The 24,636-nt window shown below is 36.4% G+C and carries 19 protein-coding genes and 1 pseudogene; 6 read left to right on the top strand and 14 right to left on the bottom strand.

The features are described from left to right. Window positions 1–92: 92 nt before the first annotated feature. Both VB713_RS25760 and VB713_RS25765 read right to left on the bottom strand, forming a co-directional pair. Window positions 93–1,460, bottom strand: coding sequence for an NAD-dependent succinate-semialdehyde dehydrogenase (locus tag VB713_RS25760; protein WP_323314340.1), 1,368 nt, complete (start codon window positions 1,458–1,460; stop codon window positions 93–95). A 438-nt stretch (window positions 1,461–1,898) separates the two neighbouring features. Beyond that, a complete protein-coding gene (locus VB713_RS25765) occupies window positions 1,899–3,518 on the bottom strand; it encodes an adenylate/guanylate cyclase domain-containing protein (RefSeq protein WP_323314341.1) in 1,620 nt (539 codons plus the stop codon). Between the two features lie 1,035 nt (window positions 3,519–4,553). On the opposite strand from VB713_RS25765, the gene VB713_RS25770 reads away from it, so the two are divergent. Continuing rightward, window positions 4,554–6,056, top strand: a complete 1,503-nt coding sequence (locus tag VB713_RS25770; protein WP_323314342.1) for a VanZ family protein — start codon at window positions 4,554–4,556, stop codon at window positions 6,054–6,056. A gap of 107 nt (window positions 6,057–6,163) precedes the next feature. Here VB713_RS25770 and ylqF read toward each other — a convergent pair whose 3' ends face one another. From ylqF to VB713_RS25795, 5 genes are all read right to left on the bottom strand, one after another. Next, window positions 6,164–7,045: a ribosome biogenesis GTPase YlqF gene (gene ylqF, locus VB713_RS25775; protein ID WP_323314343.1), complete on the bottom strand. Its 882-nt coding sequence runs from the start codon at window positions 7,043–7,045 to the stop codon at window positions 6,164–6,166. Window positions 7,046–7,120: 75 nt separating this feature from the next. Next, the gene (locus VB713_RS25780) at window positions 7,121–7,492 is read right to left on the bottom strand and encodes a VOC family protein (protein ID WP_323314356.1); all 372 of its coding nucleotides are present in this window, start codon (window positions 7,490–7,492) and stop codon (window positions 7,121–7,123) included. A gap of 53 nt (window positions 7,493–7,545) precedes the next feature. Beyond that, the gene (locus tag VB713_RS25785) at window positions 7,546–8,280 is read right to left on the bottom strand and encodes a Uma2 family endonuclease (protein ID WP_323314344.1); all 735 of its coding nucleotides are present in this window, start codon (window positions 8,278–8,280) and stop codon (window positions 7,546–7,548) included. Window positions 8,281–8,361: 81 nt separating this feature from the next. Further along, a complete protein-coding gene (locus tag VB713_RS25790) occupies window positions 8,362–9,168 on the bottom strand; it encodes an ADP-ribosylglycohydrolase family protein (RefSeq protein WP_323314345.1) in 807 nt (268 codons plus the stop codon). After that, entirely contained in the window at window positions 9,146–9,328 is a 183-nt protein-coding gene (locus tag VB713_RS25795) for a hypothetical protein (RefSeq protein WP_323314346.1), read from the bottom strand. The genes VB713_RS25790 and VB713_RS25795 overlap by 23 nt, the downstream gene beginning before the upstream one ends. A gap of 404 nt (window positions 9,329–9,732) precedes the next feature. On the opposite strand from VB713_RS25795, the gene VB713_RS25800 reads away from it, so the two are divergent. After that, window positions 9,733–10,815 (top strand): class I fructose-bisphosphate aldolase, encoded by a 1,083-nt coding sequence (locus VB713_RS25800; protein WP_323314347.1) that lies wholly within the window; start codon window positions 9,733–9,735, stop codon window positions 10,813–10,815. A 190-nt stretch (window positions 10,816–11,005) separates the two neighbouring features. Here the strand turns inward: VB713_RS25800 and VB713_RS25805 are convergent, their stop codons facing one another. Further along, window positions 11,006–12,022, bottom strand: coding sequence for a serine/threonine-protein kinase (locus VB713_RS25805; protein WP_323314357.1), 1,017 nt, complete (start codon window positions 12,020–12,022; stop codon window positions 11,006–11,008). Window positions 12,023–12,186: 164 nt separating this feature from the next. Continuing rightward, window positions 12,187–13,071, bottom strand: a complete 885-nt coding sequence (locus VB713_RS25810) for an alpha/beta fold hydrolase (protein WP_323314348.1) — start codon at window positions 13,069–13,071, stop codon at window positions 12,187–12,189. 193 nt (window positions 13,072–13,264) lie between these two features. On the opposite strand from VB713_RS25810, the gene VB713_RS25815 reads away from it, so the two are divergent. Beyond that, entirely contained in the window at window positions 13,265–14,782 is a 1,518-nt protein-coding gene (locus VB713_RS25815) for an S-layer homology domain-containing protein (RefSeq protein ID WP_323314349.1), read from the top strand. A gap of 24 nt (window positions 14,783–14,806) precedes the next feature. On the opposite strand, the gene VB713_RS25820 is transcribed toward VB713_RS25815, so the two are convergent. Then, window positions 14,807–15,814, bottom strand: a complete 1,008-nt coding sequence (locus tag VB713_RS25820; protein ID WP_323314350.1) for a mechanosensitive ion channel family protein — start codon at window positions 15,812–15,814, stop codon at window positions 14,807–14,809. Window positions 15,815–16,448: 634 nt separating this feature from the next. Between VB713_RS25820 and VB713_RS25825 the strand changes: the two are divergent. The 3 genes and pseudogenes from VB713_RS25825 to VB713_RS25835 form a co-directional block, all read left to right on the top strand. After that, window positions 16,449–16,595 (top strand): annotated as a pseudogene (locus VB713_RS25825) (histone deacetylase); the annotation flags it as partial. Window positions 16,596–16,696: 101 nt separating this feature from the next. Next, entirely contained in the window at window positions 16,697–21,019 is a 4,323-nt protein-coding gene (locus tag VB713_RS25830) for an AAA domain-containing protein (protein ID WP_323314351.1), read from the top strand. Beyond that, window positions 20,997–22,844 (top strand): hypothetical protein, encoded by a 1,848-nt coding sequence (locus tag VB713_RS25835; RefSeq protein WP_323314352.1) that lies wholly within the window; start codon window positions 20,997–20,999, stop codon window positions 22,842–22,844. Before VB713_RS25830 ends, VB713_RS25835 begins: the two co-directional genes overlap by 23 nt. Here the strand turns inward: VB713_RS25835 and VB713_RS25840 are convergent. The 4 genes from VB713_RS25840 to VB713_RS25855 form a co-directional block, all read right to left on the bottom strand. After that, entirely contained in the window at window positions 22,841–23,518 is a 678-nt protein-coding gene (locus VB713_RS25840) for a C40 family peptidase (protein ID WP_323314353.1), read from the bottom strand. The genes VB713_RS25835 and VB713_RS25840 overlap by 4 nt on opposite strands. Before the next feature lie 80 nt (window positions 23,519–23,598). Next, window positions 23,599–23,844, bottom strand: coding sequence for a hypothetical protein (locus tag VB713_RS25845; protein WP_323314354.1), 246 nt, complete (start codon window positions 23,842–23,844; stop codon window positions 23,599–23,601). Further along, window positions 23,828–24,103, bottom strand: coding sequence for a BrnT family toxin (locus VB713_RS25850; protein ID WP_323314355.1), 276 nt, complete (start codon window positions 24,101–24,103; stop codon window positions 23,828–23,830). Before VB713_RS25850 ends, VB713_RS25845 begins: the two co-directional genes overlap by 17 nt. Window positions 24,104–24,210: 107 nt before the next feature. Beyond that, a partial coding sequence (locus VB713_RS25855) for a WD40 repeat domain-containing protein (RefSeq protein ID WP_416242484.1) occupies window positions 24,211–24,636 on the bottom strand: 426 nt, incomplete at its 5' end.

The following is a 24,636-nucleotide window of genomic DNA, read 5'->3' on the forward strand; positions in this document are numbered from 1 at the left end:
TGGTCATTGGTCATTGGTCATTGGTCATTGGTCATTGGTCATTGGTCATTGGTGATTCCCCCTGCTCCCTGCCCCCTGCCCCCTGCCTCCTATCACTTCACCCAAACAGTCTTGATATTGACAAATTCGTGTATGCCTTGAATGCTTAATTCTCGTCCGTATCCAGAACGCTTAATGCCGCCAAAAGGTAAGCGGGGGTCAGATTTGACCATGCTGTTAATAAATACTGCACCTGCTTCAATTTCTTGAATCAAGCGATCGCTTTCTTGTTGATTTGTTGTCCAGGCGCTTGCACCTAAACCAAAGGGACTATCATTAGCTAATTTAATGGCAGCGTCAATATCGGCAACCCGGAATAACAACGCTACTGGTCCAAAAAATTCTTCTTGCGCGATCGCTGTATCTACCGGGATATCTATGATAATAGTTGGCGGATAAAAGTTGCCAGGAGTTTCAGGTACAGGATTTCCACCGATGAGGACTTTACCACCGCTGTTTACAGCAGTTTTAACTTGTTTATCCAAATCTTCCAGAATATCAACGGTTGCCAATGGTCCCAAATCGGTATCCGGTAACATGGGATCGCCAACTTTGAGCGCCTGAAATTTTTCTAACAGTAGTTTTTCAAATTTATCAGCTACTGCTTCAGCTACAATAAACCGTTTAGCCGCAATACAAGATTGCCCATTATTAAGCATCCTCGCTGTGACTGCGGTGCTAACTGCTGTTTCTAAATCTGCACTTTCTAAAACGATAAAGGGATCACTTCCCCCTAGTTCCAAGACGGTTTTTTTAATTTGTTTGCCACAGGCCGCAGCTAGAGATGCGCCTGCTGGTTCGCTTCCTGTCAAGGTAGCAGCTTTTACACGGTCATCAGCCATTAAATCGGCAACTTGAGCAGCACCAATTAACAGCGTTTGAAATGCACCTGTGGGAAAACCTGCACGATGGAGAATATCTGCTATTGCCAAGGCACACTGGGGGACATTGGAGGCGTGTTTGAGTAAGCCAACATTGCCCGCCATCAGCGCTGGTGCAGCAAAACGGAAAACTTGCCAGAAAGGGAAGTTCCAAGGCATGACAGCCAAAATAGTCCCCAATGGTTGATAACGGATAAAACTATGACTAGCATCGGTTTTGACTGGCACATCAGCCATAAAACCCGCTGCATTTTCGGCATAATAGCGACAGACAAGGGCGCATTTTTCCACTTCTGCGATCGCAGCTTTTAATGGTTTACCCATTTCCAGGGTCATTAATTTGCCAAAATCTGCCTTTTCTTGTTCTAAAATTTTTGCTGCTTGTTGCAACCAGTGCGATCGCTCTGTAAAACTCGTTTTTTGATACTTTTCAAAAGCCTGCTGTGCCAAATCTAGTTTAGCGGCAATTTCTGCATCATTCAGCGGCTCAAAGGTTTTGATAGTTTCCCCAGTAGCGGGATTAATGGTGGCTATAGCCATGACCTGACCTCCCATTTAAGAATAGCTTGAGGTAGCTTTCTAGTGTTACACAGATTAATCACCACAGCTACATCAAAATTTTAATCTTTCAATTCCAAGACAGTTGCTTAATATTATAAATTTGCAACTAAATTTGAAATAAACTATACATTCAATTAAATATAAACACTTAAAATAAATAGAGCTTGCTGTTCGCGTAGCGTGCCGTTAGACATATAAACCAAAAACCTATCACTTAACCAGATTCAAAACTATTCTTACCTCTTCCTTCTTCCTTCTTCCTTCTTCCTTCTTCCTCCTTCTTTTCCCTTCTTCCTCCTGACTCCTGACTCCTGACTCCTGATTCCTTCTTCCTTCTTCCTTCTTCCTTCTCCTGACTCCTATTAAAATCAGAGATTAAGAGAGTTTTTGCGTAAATCCTAATTATTACGAATAAATTTAATTCATTTTTGTCTGATAAATCTTAATAAAACGATCAATCCCTTTGAAACGATAATCTCCCATTTCCTGAAACTCCGAGCGTTGTGAAAGCATATTATAAGTAACTTCACTAATAACACATTCACTAGTAGGACAAATTGCTTCCATCCTCGCTGCCACATTAATTGTTGCCCCTAATGCCGTATAGTCTACTCTTTGGGAACTACCAACATCACCCACAACAGCTTTACCACTATTAATAGCAATGCGTAATTGTAGAGGTTCATGCCAAAAATTATTAGCATTGAGATTTTGCAGACGATTCAGCATTCCCTTAGCCGCAGCAACAGCAAGGTCTGCATGATCTAGTTGTGGTTCTGGAGCGCCGAAAAATGCCATAATGCAATCACCAATGTACTTATCTAAAGTACCCCCATAAGTAAATACCTCTTGTAGCATTTCCTCAAATAAATTATTTAATAATTCAGCAATCTCTGTGGGTGTGAGTTGTTCAGAAATAGCAGTAAAACCCACCAAATCAGCAAACAAAATACTGATTTCACTTTCAGCAGGAGCCAAACGTCCATTGTTTAAGCCTCTAACTGAGATCAACTGCTTTACCACTGCTGGAGAATGATACCGTTCTAGACGATGACGAATCACCTCTTCAGTTCTGAGTTTATCTACCAATAACCAACGTTGAACACTAGAAGCAACAATATTTGCTAAAGCTGAAAAAAAGCTCAGTTCTTCCTCACCTTCTTGTTCCCAGCGGGAAGAATAAAGTTTACCGTCGGCATAGAGAACACCAACCACCTTATTTTCATCCCATAAAGGTACTGCCATAACACTCATAATACCTTTAAATAAAATGCTAGATTCACCAGAAAAGCGTTCATCAGTTTGAGTATCAGCACTTTGAATAGCCACTTTATCAGTAAATACTCTTTGGCAAATAGTGCGACTAATCCAATTGCCATTAGATGGTAAAGTTTGCTGTTGAGAAATATCCTTAGTTGCCGAATTTATTAAATCTAAATAACCAGAACCATTAACATCAATTAATAATGCCAAGCGTTCAATACCATCTATATAACGAAAAACTACTTCTTGAACTTGAAAAAAAATCTCTTCAATAGATGCTGCTGCACAGAGGTTTTTAGCTATATCCACCAAATCTTTCAGGCGGGCAATAACTTTATCTTTATTGTTATCAATACCATGAATATCATCAGCTTTTATCCATTGTTGTTGGAGTTCTTCAACATTCCGAAAAATAGTTATTTGCTGACCACTAGGTTCTGTAATTGGTACATATTCAGCGGGTAAATGTGATTCAGTTACTGAAAACATTACCGTCAATCTGACATTACCCAACCAAATAACATCTCCGTCACTTAACTCTTGAACTGAGGTAACAGGTGTTAGATTTACTTGTGTCCCATTTTTACTACCCATATCCTCGATAACCCACGTATCATAAATAGTTTTGGCTATGCGGGCGTGTTTACGAGAAATTCCCCCAAAAGGTAAAAACAAGTCGCATTCTGGCAAACGACCGATAATAAATACATCTTGATTTACTGAAACCGAAGTCTCAGTATTACCCTCTGTTAAGAGTAGTGTAAGTTCTGTCATGAGTGTAATACATTTATACAGGCAGTTAGGAACACAAGTATTAAAGCTAACTTTTTTTCAGGACTTTTACACATTCAGATATCAGACATCTAATTGCTACACCAGTTTTAGGGATAAAGCAGTCCCCATTGGTGTAAGTTATAACATTACCTTTTCTTTATGACACTGTTAACGGCATTACGACAAGTGTGGCTGTATTAAATACTACAACACTACAAAAGTAATAATTTTATGGCGTGGGCATTACCCAGGAGCAAATCAGCAGGAGATATCCTACTCTTGGCAAGCTACAACCCTTCCTATCTCTGGAAGTACCAAGAAGCAGAGAGCATTTTTTCTCCAGCATGACAGCCCTCTACTTCCTATGTTGATTGATAAAAAATGGAGTCACTATTATTAGTTGGTTGACCATGTTATTACATAAATTAATAATATAAAAAAGTTTTGATAATTAATTAATTATAGTTAAATACGATTTACAGCTTCTATTGCCAGTTCAGAGTCTTTTTTTTTGGTAATTAAAACTACAAAAATAGCTTTTCAAATGTAGTTTAATTAGAATATGCTGCCACTTTATAATATTTATTTATCGTGGAAATTAACGACCACTTCATATACCTGAAAAACACTGAACAACAGCTTATATTTGCAGTTAGTTAATTAAAATGTATTACTTGTGACAATACTTTCAAAAAAATGCCTTCACTCTATAAGAGGATATTTGAAAAGTGGTGATTGATATATCCTAAATTTACGCCACTTGCTACAAGTAAAAGAAGCCTTATGCCTCCGGCACACTACGCGAACGGCAGTTACACATGGAGGAAAGCCGTTCAATGCAGTGGCTCTCCTTAAAAAAGGGTTAGAGAGGATATAGATACAGGTATAGACTTTTCAAATACCCTCTAAGAATGGTGCTATACAAAGCTTATCTCCTCAGAATCTCAAGATTTCAGCCCATAAAAGTGGACTTAGTTTGTATAGTCCTAAAATTCTATTTTGTTGGGCTTTTTAGAAATTGGCGAAGGTATTATTATGACTCAAGATAAAAATCAAAAATATTTCTGGGTAAAATTATATCTAGTGAATCTACTGCTTGTATTATTTAGCATTTTGGTAATATCTGTAGCTACACTTTATCCTTTTAATTTTTCATTACCTCAGAGTTTTTCCACATCTGAATTTTTTGCTAGTTTTAACAATGCAAGTTCTTTTCAAGATCAGGTAAATAATGTTTTATTATTTATGCCTTTGGGGTTCTTTTGTGCCAATTTACTCCAAAAATTGAAAATCCAACCAGCATTAAAAGTTACCATAGTTTTCCTACTTAGTGCTGGTTTATCTTCAACAGTTGAAGTTTTACAAATATTTATTTCTTCAAGAACTCCTACTCCAGCAGATATTTTCAATAATACTTTTGGAGGATGTTTGGGTTTTGCAGTTTTTTATCTCTGGAATTATCAAAGTTTAAGTAAAAGATTTTTACAAATTCAAGCTGGTAGTTTGAGACAATTAAATCAACGAATTACAGGCTTAATTGTAGCTTATGTATTTTTCATTTTCCTGATTTCATTTATCTGGCAAAGTACAACAAATTTAAGTAATTGGAGTTTAAATTATCCGTTGATACTTGGTAATGAAAGGACAGGAGATAGACCTTGGCAAGGATATATTTCAGAAGTTTATATTACTGATAGAGCAATATCAAATTATGAAGTAGAAAAAGGCTTAAATGATGCTAATTACTTTCAAAGTATTAGTGATTCTTTTTTAGCTAGTTATCAATTAAATGATAAATGTTGTAGTCAAGAAAAATCAGGAAATTCACCAGAACTATTATGGAAAGGAAAGCCTACAAATATACGGGAGGGTAAAGGCGTTTTTTTGAGTTCTAGCCAGTGGTTACAAACAGCAAAACCTGTAAAAAATCTCAATCAAAATATCAGCAAAAAATCTGAATTTACTCTGATTACTACTCTTGCCACTGACAATATTCAACAGACGGGTCCAGGACGGATAATTTCAATTTCTAATAATTCTTTGCGGCGTAATTTTACACTTTCACAACAGAACAATGCTCTAGATTTAAGGTTGAGGACACCAATTACTGGGGAAAATGGTACAGATTTACAATTGATGATTCCCAATGTTTTTACAGACAAAGAATTTCACCAACTCCTCATCACATATTCTAGAGGAACTATTCAAGTATATCTAGACAATATACAACGTTCTTATTCTTTCAATTTACTAGAATTGATTCCCTTCCATCAAAAAGTATTTTATTACGCTCTGACTTTTATTCCGTTGGGTGCAGTTTTAGCTTTACTGAGTCTTTTTGCCAAAAATAGGGTGATATTATCTCAGATATTGGTTCCTAGTGGCATTTTATTACCGTCTATCATATTGGAAGTTATTTTGATAAATGGAAATGATAAAAACCTAAGTTGGAAAAACATTTTACTAGGAATATTATTTACATTAGGCACAGTGCTAATTTTGAAAATACGAGTAAATAGCTTAAAAGCTAGGAGTTAGAAGTTAGGATTCAGAAGTGAAAGCCACTTGATTTTTGATAGCACAGCGTGGGTTATGCCATATTTCAATTTTCAGTTTTTACCCTATTTACTTGCAATCTATTGTAATTATTGAGGTGGCACTTCTAGTGGTATACTGCCTAAAAGTCCTTTACGAAAATCGGTGATGAGAGTTCTTGCTGCACGTTCTACATCTCCTTTGTAGCGATGTTCTGCTAAGACTTGCAAATATTCTTCACCTGTATGGATAATGGAGTCAACTTCGTAGCGTGAAAGTAAGGGGTGTGCTGGTAATAAATGAGGGTGGGTTTCTTGAAGTTGGTTGACGATATCGACAAATGCTGCGGCTATGAGTTGATTATCGTAAGAGGCTTCACCAATATCATCACAAATGGCTAATTTGACTGCTGCATCTTGATTTTCCATTCTGGAGGGAATGACACCGGGAGCATCTAGTAGTTGTAATTGATCGGAAATTCGCACCCAACGCAGTTGACGAGTGACTCCAGGACGCGCTTCACTAGCAACTACTCGTTTTCCTAAGAGACGGTTAATTAATGCTGATTTACCAACGTTGGGAAAACCTATGACGACAGCACGGACTGCACGGGGTAACATTCCTCGATCTTTTCTGCGTTGATTAAGTGCTATTCCTGCTGCTTGTGCGGCTTTGGTGATAGCTGTGATACCTTGACCGTGTTGAGCGTTGGTAAAATAAGGGATTTCTTCTTGGTTTTTAAACCAGTCTGTCCAGTGCGATCGCACTTGTGGCAAGATCATATCTAATCGGTTAATCACCAATATCCGTGACTTATCCCCCACCCATTCATTCGTTTGCGGATGGTTTGTAGCTAAGGGAATCCGAGCATCTCTCACTTCTAAAATCACATCTACCCGTTTTAGCTGTTCTTTGAGATTTTTCTCGGCTTTGGCAATGTGACCGGGATACCATTGAATCAGATTTAATTTGTAGTTTTGAGTTATTGACATTTGGGACTTGGGGACTGGGGACTGGGGACTGGGGACTGGGGACTGGGGGACTAGGAATTAATAATTTTTTCTCAGTTACCGATGATGAGATTGATGTAAGATTAAGCGGTTGCCGTCGGGGTCGTAGGCATAAACTTCTTGACCGTGGGAAGCGGTGGAAATGTCTCCTGGAGGGGGATAGCCTAAAGATTGTAGGTGAGTTATGGCATTTTCTAAATTACTCACTTCTAAACACAAACTGAGCGGACTTTTAGTATTTACTACAAATTCTGTTTCATGATCTTGTTTGGGTTTAAAAATACCTAAACTGGAGTTTGAGATTTGAAACTCAGCATAGACATTGGGAATGAGGTTTTTTGGTTCTTGTTCTAGTAGCTGAATATAGAATTTCACCAAATTATCAAAATTAATCGTGGCAATGGTGAGAAGTATCCCATTATATTGCATATTTATTTTTAATGACATCCAAACGTAGTAATTTTAGAAAAACCTACTTATTTCTAAATTGTATCTGGGTCAATTCCTAATTCTCGCAGTTTTGCAGCTAAACGTTCCGATTTTTGTTTTTCTTGTTCAGCAAATTCTTCAGGTGTGAGGATGATTAATCCTTCATTTGTAAAATAGCGCAATTTATTTTCATGAATACCTAAATATAAACTTAGCTGTTGACTCCATAACCAACCTTGATTGTTAGGTTCTAGAGGTTGATAAGTACCACCAACTAAAATAAAGCCAGCAAATTCTAAATTATTGGGGTCAAACCAAAAATATTCGGGAGTGCGGAAAATATCTTGATAAATTTGTTTTTTTAACCCTTTATCAATTGATACACTTGCATCTGAAAGCAATTCAATAATTATATTAGGATATTTACCATCTTCTTGCCAAACAACCCAACTGTTCCGAGGATGGCGTTCTGCATTTCTGACTACAAAAAAATCTGGGCCACGAAAGTCTTCTGATTTAGGCTGACGGGAACTGTAATAAACAGTTGAATTACCAGAAGCATAAAAATCGTTGCGGTTTCCCCACCACAATTCTAAACATTGTAAAAGCAGAATTATCTGACGTAAATGTGAATCACTTTCTAATGGTGGTTCATTACTTTTTAAATCCTTGGTCGGAAAAATTACATCTCTTGGGAGTTCAAAATCTAATGGTGGTTCGTCACTATATAAGTCTCCAGTTGGAACAATTAAATCTTGTGGGAGTTCAAAATCTTGGGAGATAGACATAGCGGTAAATTGGAAGATAATCTAATTTTAGAGTAGCACGGAGAATTTATAAATTTTAAAATCCGTACTTATCAGTATACTCTAAGCGTAGTATTGAGACATAAACTTATCAGTAATAGTCCAGAGATGATCATCTAATTTAGTGAAAATCCATTCGGCAATATCTTCTGGAACACCACCATAAAATGGTTCGGCTATACTACCTGTAATACAAGCAATAGTGCCACTGTCTCCACCAATAGAAATAGCGTTACGAATTGCATCTTCAAAATCAGTTGATTCTAAAAAAGCAATTATTGCTTGAGGAACAGAACCTTGACAGGACATATCATATTCATAATTAGGTCTAATTTCGTCTAAGGTTTGTTCTAAGTTATAACCAAAAGTCTTTTGGATATAGGATTTAATGGTGATTTTATCATAGCCAATACGGGCTAAAAAGATGGATGCAGCAGTTGCTTGTGCGCCTTTAATGCCTTCAGGGTGATCATGAGTTACTTCTGCACAATGTCTTGCTTCTTCTAAGACAATATCTAGGTTATCAAATGCAGATGCTATAGGACTAACCCGCATAGCTGAACCGTTACCCCAACTGTTATATGGTTCGATACTACTGGAATCTGCCCATTGCATAAAATGATTACCATAATTAGCATGGGGATATTCACCGTAATAAGATTTGAATTGCTGAATATATTGGAGTTTATCAATATACTTAGTTTTGTCAGGGAATTCGTCTGCATTGAGAATAACTTCTGCCACCGCCAGGGTTAATACTGTATCATCTGTGAAATGACATCTATCATCGAAAAGGGGAAAGTCTTTAGTTTTGATATTGTTAAACTCATAGATTGAGCCAATAATATCACCTGCGATCGCACCAAGCATACTTAATCTCCAAGCTGTAATAGTATTTAATTTGGTTTTTCCAGACTGATAACAGCGTTTCTGGTTCTCTTTCCCAAGAAAGCTGACTCTTATTTAGTAAAACATTACCTCCGCACCAATGCACCTGCAAATTCCCTGACTGAATAGGTGCAATATACACTAAATACTTCTCACTCAGGATTAGCTTTACAAATACGTATAAACGGAATTTATGGACTGAAAATTACTCTTACTTACGTATTTTCTCTTATACTTCTCCTAGTATTTTATAACGAGTCGTAGCAGGTAACAATACCACAATGTCTGCCTGTTTTACAAGCATTTGACTAGAAAGTACAATATCAAAATCTACCCGCAGAGGTATTTTATTTCACTAATATCTGGGAGTTTAAGTCCCTGGCTTCTAAAAGAAAATGGATGAAATATAGACGCAGAGAGGCTTCCCGCAAAGTACTGCAAAGGTGCAAAGGAAGAAGGAAAAATGATATATGTCTATGGATAGTAGACAAAATGCTAGGGTAAAAAATAGACTTTGACTGACTTGTAAAGAATTGCCCAAATCCCATGACTACAACTCTCTTAGAAGCTGGTTCCATCGAGTCATTACTGGGGAAAGAAGCTGAAGAATTACTGACATATAAAGCCAAGGTTTCCTCAGATTTGCTACATTTACCTGGTGCAGATTTTATAGATCGAGTTTGGCTAAATAGCGATCGCACTCCGCGTGTTTTGAGAAACCTGCAACAAATCTATTCTACAGGAAGATTGGCTAATACTGGCTATCTCTCTATTCTCCCTGTAGACCAAGGAATTGAACACTCAGCCGGGGCTTCATTTGCACCTAATCCTATTTATTTTGACCCAGAAAACATTATTAAATTAGCAATAGAAGCAGGTTGTAATGCTGTTGCTACAACTGTCGGTGTATTAAGCAATGTTGCCCGCAAATATGCCCACAAAATCCCGTTTATTGCCAAAATAAATCATAATGAATTGTTGACTTATCCCAACCAATTTGACCAAATTATGTTTGCTGATGTTTCGCAAGCTTGGCATTTGGGTGCAGCAGCAATAGGGGCAACAATTTATTTTGGTTCAGAAGAATCTAGCCGCCAAATTCAAGAAGTCAGTCATGCTTTTAAAACTGCTCATGAATTGGGTATGGCAACAGTACTTTGGTGTTATCTAAGAAATAACAATTTTAAACAAGATCAAGATTATCATTTAGCTGCTGATTTAACTGGACAAGCAAATCATTTGGGTGTAAGTCTTGAAGCTGATATCATTAAACAAAAATTACCAGAATGCAATAATGGTTATGGGGCAATTGCTAAAGCAACTGGTAACAGTTATGGCAAAACTGATGCACGAGTTTACACAGAATTAACAACAGACAACCCTATAGATTTAACTCGTTATCAAGTATTAAATTGCTACGCTGGACGAGTAGGATTAATTAATTCTGGTGGTGCTTCTGGTAAAAATGATTTTGCGGAAGCTGTACGAACTGCTGTAATTAATAAACGTGCTGGAGGTACAGGTTTAATTTCTGGAAGGAAGACTTTTCAGCGTCCGTTTGAGGAAGGGATAAAGCTGTTTCACGCTATTCAAGATGTTTATTTATCCCCTGATGTGACTATAGCTTAAGAGAACACAAGAAATAAATTACCCGAAAATTAATTGTAGGGTGGGTTAGCGCAGCGTAACCCACCATTATCCTTAAATTTATGGTGTGTTACGGACTAGCGTCCTAACACACCCTACAAATTGGGGATTTTTTTATTTGGAAGTCTCTTCCCCTTTACCAATTACCAATTACCAATTACCAATTACCCAGTTAATTATTCTTGGGGAAATTTTCTATTTTCATGGAATTAGCAGCACCACCAGGTTGAGAAACCATTAAATTGGTTCCCAGTATAGCTAAAATACCCATAGCGGCTAACCCTAATATAATTATATTTTTTCTCTGATGTATGGCGGCAATTAAATAATCTAGTTTTTTGCCAGAAGCCAGCACCTGAATTGGTTTGAGTGCTGCTAAAGCATCCGCAGCATTAGGATAACGACGTTTGGAATTAGGTTCTACCATTTTTTTTAACCATAATCCAAAACGTAGACTAATATGGGGAACTAATTTCTGAAAATTAAAGCGATAGTTATCATCAATTAATTTGCCGATATCCGCAGCACTAGTATTAGTGAGTAAGCAAATTAGTGTTGCCCCTAAACTATATAAATCTGAAGCTTGGGTTAACACATAACCAAGTTGTTCTTCTGGTGGCATAAAGCCAGGACTACCTGCAACTAAAGTACTTAATTCTGTTTTTCCATCTTGTAAACGTGCTAAACCAAAATCAACTAGATAAACATTTAATTGCTGATCTACCAAAATATTTTCTGGTTTGATATCTCTATGAATTATACCAGGACATTGCTGTTGTAAATAAACTAAAATTTCTAAAATAGATAAAGCAATTTTTTTGATTTCTTCAGGGTGAAAGCAGCGTTTTGATCCTAATGATGGCGCATCTTTATATTCTTGAACTAGATAGAAAAATCCTGGTTTTTCAAAAGATTCTATGTAATAAGGAATGCAAGGATGATTCAATTTTTGCAACAGTTCAATTTCTTGTTCATAAGCTTTCACTCCAGACCAGTCAGCAGTTGTATTTGCAAAACAAAATTCTTTAATAACTACTTTTTGTTGAGATTTCAGATGATTAGCTAAATAAGTAATGCGTCCTCCTTGTGGGTTACGTCCTAATTCGCGAATTACTTGATAGCCAACTGTTGAAAAATCCCTGTGATGATTGTTAGTACCTTCACGTCCATGATTTACATCAAACTCCATCATACAATACATATAATGTGGATTTCGTCAAGATGCACCTGAAGTACGGTATCCTATCTTAGCTGCTGAGGAATTAGATAATCGGTAATGTTTGACTCTAATTACTAACTACCAATTACTAATTCCCAATCCCAGACTTTTTAGCTATGTTTTACGGGAAATTATCACTGCTGCGCTAACCAATTGACAATTTGAGCATTGACAACATCTGGAATTTCATCATGGGGACAATGACCGGCACCAGGAATAGGCACAATTTTAATATCTTGGCCATTTTCTCGTGCTTCTTCGTAAATCTTAGCCCCGGTAATGGGTGTCCAAGGATCATCAGCACCCCAAATGACTAGTAAAGGCGATTTTACTTTCAGCAATAACTCATCGGGTGTAGGCCCAGGAGGTGCTGTGAGAATAGAAGCGAAAACCTGTTGTGCGCCTGGATCACAGGATGGTGTATAAAGTAAATCGACTAGTTCATCTGTGACTGCATTGCGATCGCTATAAACTTGATACAATGTCCGGCGAATTTGCGATTTTTGGCGAATGCGGTTAAATACGAATTTACCAGTTATTTGGTTAGCGACTAACTTATTAAAAGTCCCCATCACAATTCTGAGAACTGGGTTCAATTCATGGGGACGGTGACTCAATCCACCGGCGGAGTTGATTAACACACCCCCAGAGGCAATTTCAGGATATTCTGCCAGAACGATTAAACTCAAAAGTGCGCCAATGGAATTGCCAATAAATACAGCAGGTTCTTGGATATGTGCAGTCCAGAAATCTTTTAATAGTTCTACCCACACTTCCATGCTATAATCAATAACCGCTTTATCAGAACCACCAAACCCCAACAAATCCACAGCAAACACCCGATAACCAGCATCAGCTAAAACAGGGATATTTTTGCGCCAGTGACCAATAGAAGCGCCAAAACCGTGAATTAGTAACAACGGCTGACCGCTACCCATCACAGTATATTGAATTTTGTAATCTCGCCAAGTCCAAAGCTGTTTTTCTAATGTTGGTGACTGTTGGATTGATATCGTCATTAGTAAAGATTCCTAAAGTATTATTTCTTTATGGTAATACTCCTAGCATTCTCGACAAAACATTATGGAAAAAGCTATATATGGCGTACACTATCACCTGTAAGTTTCACTTAGATCAAAAAATTAATCAGTTAAGTAAGCTGATTACCTACTTGACATTCTCGGTGAATAGATACGGTGTAAGATAAATACCATGATTCTAAGTAAATTAACTCATTTTAGGAAAGTAGCTATTGCCGCAGTCTCTATCATAGCGTTGTCGCCAGCACATTCTACTTTGGCAGCATCAGATTTATCTGCTACAGTCGCATCAGAGTTTGGCAATTATAATCAGCAGCTTTTAACACAAAAGACTATTCGTGAAGATGTAGATACAGATAGTACAACAAATATCCCAGAGGAAACTGTAACTACTACTACTTCTGTCAAGAGGGAAAAATCAGGATTTACTTTGGCTATTTGGCAACCCGGTGGGACCATTTCCGAAGTAATTGCCCGCGTTTCTATTCAGGGTAAGCATGGTAATAAATATTACAAAGAAAGATTTTTAGGTGATTATAAATATAAAATTAAACAGAAAGCCAAGTTTGTAAATGGGCTTAAGTTGGGCGATCGCATCATCGTTCGGTTATATGATAACACAAACCGCTTTATTGGCTACACACAATTTGCGTGTTTACCTGGACATACAGCAGTCAACTTGATTTTATCTGCCAACCCCCAAGAATATCAGGTAGTTCGTGTTTTTTATGGCGTTGATGACAATGAAGATAGCATTGTTGACACCAATACCACCTCCTACGATTACTTCACCCAAGTTAGTAACCAAAAAGTTACCTTCCTTAAAAGTTCAGAAAATATCAATATTACCCAGTACCAAGCCGCAGGATTTGCCAAAGTTGCCACAACCGGCGTTTATCCTATATCGTTTACCGAGGGTGATTTTGCTTTAGCCGGTAAATCCATTAATATCGTTGATTCTAACTTAGCAAAAGCCTTAACTGCTGTTCCTGGTAGTTTGGTGCAGTTAACTCAACTCAGTAACAACTCCACATATCAACTCAGCCAATTGTTGAGGAAATACCGTGAAGTAGGTGTAGCGAAGAATATCAACGTATCATTCTCTGATATTTCCAAGGATTACTGGGCTAAAGACTATATCACCGAATTAGCCGCAATGGAAATTATCGACGGTTTCCCTGATGGTACATTCCGCCCTAACGCACCAGTGACACGCGCCCAATTAGCAGCCCTATTGCAAAAAATCTTTATTAAAAGTAAAGTCAGGAATGCGATCGCATTTAGAGATATTCCCAAAGGATATTGGGCTGAAGATGCCATCCGCGAAACCTATGAAATGGGCTTTTTCACCACCCTGGGCAGTAAAAACTTCAACCCCACACAAAAGCTCACCCGCCTAGATATTTTGATCACCTTAGCCAAAGGATTAAATTATCAATTCACCGGTTCTACAAAAAATATCTTATCCATTTATAGCGATGCTTCTAGCATCCAAACCGAACATCGTAATTTCATAGCTGCGCTAACACAAAATGGTGTAGTTGTCAACTATCCGAATAGAAAATTGCTGAATGGAAAAAAAGTAGCCACCAGAGCAGAAGTCTGTGCTTTATTATATAGAGCAATGGTTAGTACTGGGGAAGTAGCCGACTTTGCTTCAAAATACACCATCCAACCAATCAGGGAATAAAAATAACGACAACAAGAAAACTGTTTAGCTTTCATGCATATAAATATCTCTGATAGGAAAGGGAATTTGAATGCCTTCTAGCTGATAACGTTTGTGCAACTTCTTCACAAACAGATGTTTACCAATTCTCTGGTCAAAAAATTCACTTACACGCATATAAAGAGTAAAATCAATACTAAAATCATTAAAAGTGTGAAATCTCACATAGGGTTCATTCTCAATTAAGTTCGGTGCAATTTCTTGCATCACTTCTTTAGCAACTTCTATAGTCACACTTTCCACTAATTCCAAATCGCTATCGTAACTAACACCCACATTAATGGTTAAAGTAATTTCTTTAGCAGGGAGATGATAATTAGTAAAAATAGCCGAAGCCAACTTAGAATTAGGGACAATAATCACATTATTAGAAATTTCCTTAATAGTCGTATTTCGCCATGTAATATCCGTAACATAACCTTGATTTCCATCATCTAACTTCACATAATCTCCAGTTCTCACTTGCTGGGAAATAATTAAGTAAAAACCAGAAAACAAATTTGCTAATGTGTCCTGTAGGGCTAAACCTACCGCTAAACCTCCAATTCCTAATGTCGTAATTATAGGTGTAATTTCAATACCTACGGTTTGCAAAAGGATCAATGTCCCTAAAATTAAAACCGCAATTTTAGCCAGATTAGACAGTAATGATGTCGGCACTCCTTCTGTTCTGCGAATCGCTAAACTCACAAAACCAGATGTTAATCTAGCTAAGACTAACGTCACTGAATACAGAAAAATTATGGTGATAATTTTTTGCAGAACATTGGCAATGTCTAGCCTGAGAGGAGAACTGATTATAGCCCCAAAAAAGCCTGCAATTACAAACCATATAAACGTCATTCTATGCAGTGCTTGAAATATAATTTCACTGCCAGGAATTTGTCTATTAACAACAAACATTTTCAGTTTTTGGAAAAAAACTTTTTCGCCAATTAATCCAGCAAGTAATCCAGCTAGAATAAATCCAAGAGGTATAATCCATTCGATCATAGTTGATTGAAAATTGAGAACTTAAAATTAAGATAACAGCAATAGTATAATTATGGTAGACAAATTTTACCTTGTTACTTTCTAGACAAGTTACGAATATCCTGTTTCAGCAAAGTAATTTATATTTCCAGGACTTACGCATTGACAAAATCTATCAAATATGAATTTGCTCTTTTGTAGGGTGCGTCAGACCCAATAATTTAGTACATAACAGATTGTCTCTATCTGACGCACCGCACTAATATGCAATTTCAAAAGCTGAAACTAGGCATTTTTGTTCATACATATTATGTGCAGTTTGTACAGTGCGTAAGTCCTAAAATCTATCAAATATGAATTTGCTCTTTTGTAGGGTGCGTCAGACCCAATAATTGAGCATCTAACAGATTGTTTCTATCTGACGCACCGCACTAATATGCAATTCCAAAAGCTGAAACTAGACAATTTTCTTTAAATTACTGTATGGTAGTAGACTATTGAAAAAAAGATATGGTACATTATCCTTCAGTAAAAGACTTACATAAAAAGCTATTTTTGTAATTTAAAAAAAATAAATTATTTTCATATTAATAACAATCTACCCTCAGACTGATATTTTCCACTTATCTTGACTAAATTGTTTACCTAAAAATATAAACTAGCCCTAACAGACACAGGTATTCTTCGGCGATAAATGCAAGTTTTAATTACCTATGTCAGTGCTGTTTATCCCGTCGCTTGTCTCATTGGTGATAGTTATGCAGATGATATAAAATCCCTAGTATGGAGACACTCCCTATGATATCAAGCCACCAGTCAAACCTATCACCAATTGCATCTTTAACCCCAAAAAAACAAACTTCTCTCTGCGCCTCTGCGTGAAAAAAAAATCCAGGAGCATTCATGCCAAATTTTCCAAACAATCAAAAATCAGAAACCTGGGGATACACCTTACTAAACTCAACAATTGATAGTTTAATTCGCAACTTTGAAGGTCAATCAACAGTTGAATTATACCCCGAATTTCGAGAACGACGAGAACGCGCCCATGAATTAATATTTGAATGTGTGGGTAAAAAACCTTGCTTATTTTATATTCGTCGTCAGGGTTCTGGAAAAGATCCAGGAGAAGAAATTTGGGATTTAACAATAGCTACAGATGAAAGCGATTTTGAATTGCCAAAAAGACTGAAAGAATTGAGAAAAACCTTGGGATTTAGAGCAGCAGTCCAAAAAAATGGAACTAGCGGTTTAAAGATTCTCTCAGCTTATTTATTACAAACTTCACGAGGACAAGGTGATGGCTATGCTTTACCTTTGCGTTTACAACTAGTCCCTAATCATCATCATCCCTCCGCTATTCCAGCAAAGATATTAGCACAAATAGCAACCATGCCAGTTTGTGGTCATCATGTACCTACAGAAGAACAACTACAAGCATGGAAAGCATTTTTAAAAGTTGAAGAACGCATCGCTAAAGCACGTCAATTTTGTGCAGTTTTTGTAAATTATAAATATACTAATAATAAAAGACAAATTGCTTTTGAGATTAATCTTAACACAGCCACCCTTGATGGCTCCGAAGAAAATTATTTAGATGTAGAAAACTTTTGGGAACGAGTAAAACAAGCCAAAAACCAAGACATCAAGTTTTCTGACACAGTTCCTAGCGAAAGAAATCGTCGCAGTAGTCGTCAATTAGGAACTATTGAAAAAATCGATCCAAAATATAATATTATTCACATTAGACTAGAGCGTGACTTAGTTGAATATATAGCCGCAGGAAATTATCAAATTCCTGGAACTGGATATTTATTTTTTGATGCTGCTGGTGATATTAAACAAATTGAACGTAAAGAAAAAGCCTTAGAACAATTAAGACAAGGACGCACTCAAAATCCCTATTTAGGTAACTTCTTATTTGATGCTTCCCAAGCCAGGTCTATTAAAAAAACTGTCAAACTTAAAACACAAGATTTATTGTTATCTGCCGCAAATCCAGGTCAGAAAGCATCTGTAGAAAAGGTACTAGCCGCAGATGATTTAGTTTTGATTCAAGGTCCACCAGGTACAGGTAAAACTACAGTAATTGCTGAAATTTGCTATCAAGTAGCCCTGCGGGGTGGGCGCACATTAATTACTTCTCAAGCTAATTTAGCAGTTGATAATGCTTTAAGCCGATTAGTTCATAACCCTGTAATTCGGGCTGTACGTAAGGGAAGAGCCGAAAAAGTTGGAGAAGAAGGACAGCCTTTTTTAGAAGATCAAGTAATTGGCAGATGGCTAGAAAATACAGCTACTGACTGTGAAAATAATCTCACTCAACGACAGGAAAATATCAAAATATTTACTCAATTATTAACATCATTACCACGTTTTATCGCTTATCTTCAATCTGAGGAAGAATTTAATCAAAAACAAAATGAATCAAAAGTAGAAAAAGAGAATTTAAAGGAAATCTGTCAAATTCAAGAAATAGCTTACAATGAAATATTAGCAAATCAAAACACTATTGAATCCCTAAAAATTGGATTAAAGAATCTGCTCAAAAATGTACCAGTAAACTGGGATTCAGCAGAAGTTAAAGATTTTTTACCCTGTCTGCAACCATATACAAAAGATATTCATCAAGTAGAAAGCTTCCGTGAAAATGTTTGTCAAGCTATCAAATATGTAGATGAACTTGGCTTTGTTCGTCCTGCGCGTGGTGCATTTGGTTTAGCAGCTTGGTTACGTGAAACAGTAGCGACTGAAATTGATGAATTTCAAAAAGCATTTAGTGATGCTCATGATGTGATTGTAGCCATGTCGGAATTAACCGAATTAGTACAGGTTTTTAAAAAGGATTCTACATATTTGCATCAATTACAAACAGAATATCAACAATTTTTAAATAAGGATAAAAGTCTCCAACCAACAATTCAACTATGGGAAAATCGCAAACGAGAAATTGATTATATTATTGAAGCAGTTATCGAATGGAAGTCTACAGCTTATAATAATCTGTATCAAGTTGTAAAAAATTGTCAGCAATCAGACTTACCATTAACAGATAACATGGTAGATTTACCACTAGGTTTATTAATGTTTGCTAATAATTTAAAATTACCACTTGTCCCCAAAAATTATAAAATTAGCTTGCCAGATTGGAAATTATTGACAAAAGCAATATCTTATGAAATCCAAGGTAACTTCACAGATAGACGAGGGAAACAGCATAGTTTTAGTTATTTCTTACAGGAAAATTTTAATCAAATTCCTTTAGTTCTATCAAAAAGCGATCGCACTCAATGGCAGGTAACATATCAAGAATTAAATGATTATCAACTCCTTACCTCCAAACAGCGTAAATCGCTCGTTGAAAATACCCAATCTTTTTTAACTAAACTGCAAAGAACATATGGTGCAGCTTACGAATTAGATAATATCCATTCTACTCTTACTCAAATTACACAAGAACTACTAGATATAATTCTGGCAAATTGCCGTCAATGTGTTGCAAAAATTAAAACAGAAGCTGAACAACAGCTAAATATTTTACAAAAACAGCAAGAAAAATTAAATGCACTACCAAATAATAGCATTACCCAAGAACAAATATTTGCGACTCAATCTCAGGTAGAAAAAGCCAGTCAAGATGCTAATTTACAACTTGCAAGAGTTGTGATTATGTTAGAAGAACTTAATAAAAAACCAAATATACCTAGCCAATTGCGTAACCTAACAGAAAAATATCTCGCTAAACAATCAAATATTTGGGAACAGCATCAAGAATTTTCCCAGCAAATCAATATTTGGGAAAACAGCATAATTAAACTTGCAACCTTGATTTCATCATTAGAACCAATTGCTATTTTAGAGATGATTCAAGATTCCTTACATGAGGAATTAGTTAAACTCAAAAAAGAGACAAAAACGGCTCAAAAGAAACTTGATAAATCACAAATTAAGCTAAATGAACTAGAACAGCAATTGCAACTACAGATACCAGAATCTTTAATTATAGAGCGAAATTGGTGGCAAATAGTATGGCAAAAAATACCTAGTAAGTTTAAGTTTAAAAATACCGAAAGTGATTTATTCAATCTAGAATTTTTACACTCAGTCAAAGACAAGTTTGATAATTGGCAGCAACAACTACAAAATGAAGAAAATTATCTGCAAAGATATCAAAGTTTTGTCCAAGATTGGATTAATAAACTACGTCAACCATCAGAACGCGATAGCAACGATTTGAGACGAATTTATTTAGATAATGCTAACGTCGTTGGTATCACCTGTGTTCAAGCTGCAAATTATAATTTTTCTGAAGAATTTCAATCTTTTGATGTTGTCATTATTGATGAAGTTAGTAAATGCACTCCCCCAGAGTTATTAATTCCCGCTTTAAAAGGTAAAAAATTAGTCATGGTAGGAGATCATCGACAATTACCACCCATGCTTGATACTAGCACCGTTGAAGAAGTGGCTCAAAAAATTGGTAATACCAGAGAAGAAGTGAAATTTTTAGAAGAATCATTATTTAAAATTCAGTTTGAAACTGCTGATAATAGCATCAAACAAATGCTAAATACCCAATATCGAATGCACCCCAATATCATGGGAGCAATTAATCAATTTTATGATGGTAAATTAGAATGTGGGATTTTAGAACCTGACAGTAAACGCGCTCATAATCTAGCAGGGGAAATAATTAAACCAGAACATCATCTGATTTGGGTTAAAATGCCTAGAGAAACTGATTTTCAGGAAGAACGTCTGGGAACTTCATTTTTTAATATCCGAGAAATTGATGTTATAGAAAATATCTGTCAGCAGTTTGAAAATACTTGGAGTTCTAAAGTGAGTAATGGTGAACCCAAAAAAGAAATAGCCGTAATTACATTTTATGGTTCCCAACTCAGAAAAATTGATGAACGTTTACAATCAGAACTTTTCCCTTCACTGCAAATTAGAACAGGTACAGTTGACAGATTTCAAGGAATGGAAAGACCAGTTGTAATTGTGAGTATGGTGCGTAATAATCATCAAGGAGATGTGGGATTTGCTAAAAAACCAGAACGGGTAAATGTGGCTTTTTCTCGCGCTCAAGAATTACTGGTAATTGTTGGTTGTCACGATTTATTTACCAGTAAACCGGGGACAGTTGGTGGTATGTATTCAGAAGTAGCAAATATTGTCAGTCGTCATGGAGGTTTTATTGATGTTTCTCACGTATGCGGCTAAACCTATTGATGACAATCTCAGAAATTTGGTAGAAAAAATTGAAGCGCAAAGTTCTAGTTTATCAGTTTTAGCAGCACGTCAATTCCGCTATAGTTTGCGTCAAAATACTGTAGAACTAACTATTAAAGAACCACGTCAATTTAATGTACTAGAAGAATTTATTATCCGTGCTGGTCTTGAATTTGAACCTGCACCAACAGCAGATGAATTAGCATCTGTGCTGGGACTTGATGCTGTATTTGTCAAAAGTACAATTTCTACTCTTCAGTCATTACAAACTTTAGCTGTAACATCACCAATTACAGTTACTACCGAAGGACGTTTATTTTATGAAAAAGGAACTGTCCCTCAACCACCATATTCTGCACAAATTTATGCTGTTACTGATTTTTTAGGTGGAAATATTACCTTTCAATCTGAATCTTTAAGTGATGTCACTATAAAATTACCTGATTTAGCAACCTTTGTAAATATTGAAAATAAAATCAACAATATTTCTTCCTTAACACTTGAAAAAATACAGCAAATTCTTCAAGATTCAGATTTGGCGTTTCATGTACCAGCAGAGGGTAAAATAGTTACTGCTTTTAAGGTGATACCACCAACTCAAATTTTTTGGAAGACTGTATCATTATTTGTTATTTTTGATGCCTTAGAAGATAAATTGAGTATTCAACTCAGAAAAGGAAAGCAGATTTTAGAAGCAGCATCAAATTGGCTAGAATCACTACTAAATGAAGGTAAGATTTCTTTACAAGCATTATGTGAATTATCAGATGAAACCATCAATTTTGAACAAAAAACTATTCTTAATCAGAAAAATGACGAAATAGAATCTAGACTAGAAAAAATTCGTCAACAGACCTTAGAAACATTGCCGGATAGTGGTATAGCTGTGCAGTTAAGAGATGGAGAAATTGCTCAAGCTGTTTTAGAGGTTTTAAATTCTGCAAAAAATCAAATTCTCTTTTATTATCCTTTGATAAGTCAGGCTGTTGTCGATGATAAGTTTTTAACTCTGCTTCAAAAATTAGTTAATAGTGGGGTGGGAATTTTAATTGGCTATGGAATTGCACGACAAGAAGAAGATGAAGAAAGACAAATATCACCTGAAGTTAAAGCAAAATTACAATCAATAAGAACTATTGAAGATTTACCAGGTGTGCAGATTTTTTGGTTAGGAAATTCTCATGCAAAAGAAGTCATAGTTGATCAACAAATTCATCTTTGCGGTTGTTATAATCAGCTTTTTTATCGTGGAGGCTATTTACCAACAGGTGAGTCAGTTTATAAAGTCACAATTCCTGAACTTGTTCAAGAAGCATATCAATTTTTTGATCATCGCTGTCAAAATCATGCCCAAAAATTATGGGAAAATGCTTTACAAAATCGTGATGTTGAATTAGCTATAGAAGCCCTCTGCATTTGGGGTGCGCTGGGTATGGAAGATATGGTAATTACAGAAATAGAAGCAAATAACTGGTTGGAACTTGTACCGATTTGGTTAAATGTGGTAATTCAGAGGCTAAGGGCAAAAATTTTACCTGCTGGGTTACAAACCGCATTGATGTTGTTAAATAAGTTTTCTGGTGAAGAAATATTTATTGATTTATTGGTTCAGGGATGGCGTAGAGTGATTAGTAATATTGCTAGTCAAAATTATCAAACTGCTGTAGACTTATTCACCAATGGTGTATGGGAACAGTTTTTGCGTCTCCAAATAGTCAAACCAAAGGAGTCGCTAGATACCTTTATATTGTCCCAAAATGAAACTCAAAAGCCAGTTAAGAAGAAAATTGCTACAAAGAAGTTGGAACAGCGTTAATTCTGCGGTTTATAACATTTGACAACTCTACCAGCACCACGCAGTTGTTGATAATAAGCTTGACTAACTGCATCTCCCTGTCCTGAAAGTTGATCAATACCAATGCCGTTGCGTCCTTGTTCTATTCCTGAACTATGAATATAGCAACCATCACCTAAATATAAACCTACATGAGTGGCTTTTTCGGGAGTGCCAAAAAAGATTAAATCCCCTAATTGTAAATCATTAATATCAACTGATTGTGTAAAAGCTTCTTGTTGATAAGCATCTCTTGGTAGCCACACACCAACAGATTTAAAAGCTGCTTGCATTAAACCAGAACAATCATAATTAGGTGCAACAGTTCCGCCCCAAAGGTAATAATTATCTTGTTGTTTTGCGGCTTGAGTAAAAGCGATAATTGCAGGTATGTGTTGTTGAATTTCTACGGCTGAGATGAATTTGGGTTGATATATTGTTTCTGTGGGTTGGAGAAACTGCAAATCTTGAAAAGATAACCATCCCGGATAGTCATCTTCACATAAACAAACTTCTATTGCTGTATCTTGATGATGGGATGTAATTTTTAAATGTCTTCCTGTTGCGGCTTGAGTTGCTAAACGGACACATTCAGGAGAATCGTAGAGATTGAGGTCAATATTACAGTGATATTCTGGGAATTTTGAATTACTCATTTTCTGTGGAAATAAAAATAATTTAAGAATTTATAAAAAATTGAACATCGCCTCCTATACAATTTTATTGGTTACTTTTGCTATTCTTTACCTTGTACAGCATTGTTGGATTGTTGTCGCTGGGCAATCTGAATTAATAATCTCAATGCCTCATTTACTGCGTTACCACTTGGAAAAGCTTGGGCAACATCAGCATCTAAAAGCACTAAGTTTGTTCCTGTCCGATATCGCTCAACATATTTGCCTTTAACACCTTTCTGCATTTGAGTAAAGTCGTACTCAGGACGTAATTCATCTTCCATTTCGTTTTCAACTTCCTTCTTCATAAAACTTCCTCTCTTTTCGGGTGGCTTTTCGAGCAGAGATGATTCTAATCTTATCTCCTCGATCAGTGTGAGCAACAACTAAAATTTGTCCAAATCTGGATATGCCAATAATAACGTAACGACTTTCCCCAATGGAGTGGTCAGGATCAGGAAAGGTGACTGATAATGGGTCATTAAAAGTGGTGGCAGCTTCCTGGAAAGAAACACCATGTTTCTCAAAGTTTAACTCCGCTTTGTTTGGATTCCACTCAAATTCCATGCAAAATTACCTTCATGGTTTGAATCAGGATGAACAAGATTAAAAGATGAATAAGATGATACAATAATAAACCATCCTGTTAATCCTTAAATCCTGGATATCCTGATTCAGACACCATCACATAACTGCCTATCCTGATCACTATCAGGCAAATTGTGTAAATAATCCTTTAACCAATCACAACCATCCTTAATTGCCCTATCTAAATTCCGCACAGCCCACAACCGGGCTGTATTGTCATCAGAAGCACTAGCAATGGTTTGACCGTCCGGGCTGAAACTTACACTAGTGACAGAACTCTGATGCCCTTTCAATTCTTGCAGCAGTTCCCCCTTCAAGTTCCACAACCGTGCTGTATTGTCAGATGAAGCAGTAGCAATAGTTTGACCGTCTGGGCTGAAACTCACACTATTGAAACCTGACTGATGCACTTTAAATTCGTGCAGCAGTTTCCCCTTCAAGTTCCACAACCGTGCTGTATTGTCAGATGAAGCAGTAGCAATAGTTTGACCGTCTGGGCTGAAACTCACACT

Origin of the sequence: Anabaena cylindrica UHCC 0172 (assembly GCF_034931625.1) — a bacterium.
Classification (GTDB): Bacteria; Cyanobacteriota; Cyanobacteriia; order Cyanobacteriales; family Nostocaceae; genus Anabaena; species Anabaena cylindrica_A.

What these genes read in the sequence shown, in the direction of transcription:
- VB713_RS25790 (WP_323314345.1), bottom strand. Translation starts at nt 9,168, where the DNA reads ATGCTTGGTGCGATCGCAGGTGATATTATTGGCTCAATCTATGAGTTT.
- VB713_RS25805 (WP_323314357.1), bottom strand. Translation starts at nt 12,022, where the DNA reads ATGGAGTTTGATGTAAATCATGGACGTGAAGGTACTAACAATCATCAC.
- VB713_RS25850 (WP_323314355.1), bottom strand. Translation starts at nt 24,103, where the DNA reads ATGGAATTTGAGTGGAATCCAAACAAAGCGGAGTTAAACTTTGAGAAA.
- VB713_RS25810 (WP_323314348.1), bottom strand. Translation starts at nt 13,071, where the DNA reads ATGACGATATCAATCCAACAGTCACCAACATTAGAAAAACAGCTTTGG.
- VB713_RS25785 (WP_323314344.1), bottom strand. Translation starts at nt 8,280, where the DNA reads ATGTCTATCTCCCAAGATTTTGAACTCCCACAAGATTTAATTGTTCCA.
- VB713_RS25800 (WP_323314347.1), top strand. Translation starts at nt 9,733, where the DNA reads ATGACTACAACTCTCTTAGAAGCTGGTTCCATCGAGTCATTACTGGGG.
- ylqF (WP_323314343.1), bottom strand. Translation starts at nt 7,045, where the DNA reads ATGTCAATAACTCAAAACTACAAATTAAATCTGATTCAATGGTATCCC.
- VB713_RS25820 (WP_323314350.1), bottom strand. Translation starts at nt 15,814, where the DNA reads ATGATCGAATGGATTATACCTCTTGGATTTATTCTAGCTGGATTACTT.
- VB713_RS25780 (WP_323314356.1), bottom strand. Translation starts at nt 7,492, where the DNA reads ATGCAATATAATGGGATACTTCTCACCATTGCCACGATTAATTTTGAT.
- VB713_RS25840 (WP_323314353.1), bottom strand. Translation starts at nt 23,518, where the DNA reads ATGAGTAATTCAAAATTCCCAGAATATCACTGTAATATTGACCTCAAT.
- VB713_RS25845 (WP_323314354.1), bottom strand. Translation starts at nt 23,844, where the DNA reads ATGAAGAAGGAAGTTGAAAACGAAATGGAAGATGAATTACGTCCTGAG.
- VB713_RS25835 (WP_323314352.1), top strand. Translation starts at nt 20,997, where the DNA reads ATGTTTCTCACGTATGCGGCTAAACCTATTGATGACAATCTCAGAAAT.
- VB713_RS25770 (WP_323314342.1), top strand. Translation starts at nt 4,554, where the DNA reads ATGACTCAAGATAAAAATCAAAAATATTTCTGGGTAAAATTATATCTA.
- VB713_RS25760 (WP_323314340.1), bottom strand. Translation starts at nt 1,460, where the DNA reads ATGGCTATAGCCACCATTAATCCCGCTACTGGGGAAACTATCAAAACC.
- VB713_RS25830 (WP_323314351.1), top strand. Translation starts at nt 16,697, where the DNA reads ATGCCAAATTTTCCAAACAATCAAAAATCAGAAACCTGGGGATACACC.
- VB713_RS25815 (WP_323314349.1), top strand. Translation starts at nt 13,265, where the DNA reads ATGATTCTAAGTAAATTAACTCATTTTAGGAAAGTAGCTATTGCCGCA.
- VB713_RS25765 (WP_323314341.1), bottom strand. Translation starts at nt 3,518, where the DNA reads ATGACAGAACTTACACTACTCTTAACAGAGGGTAATACTGAGACTTCG.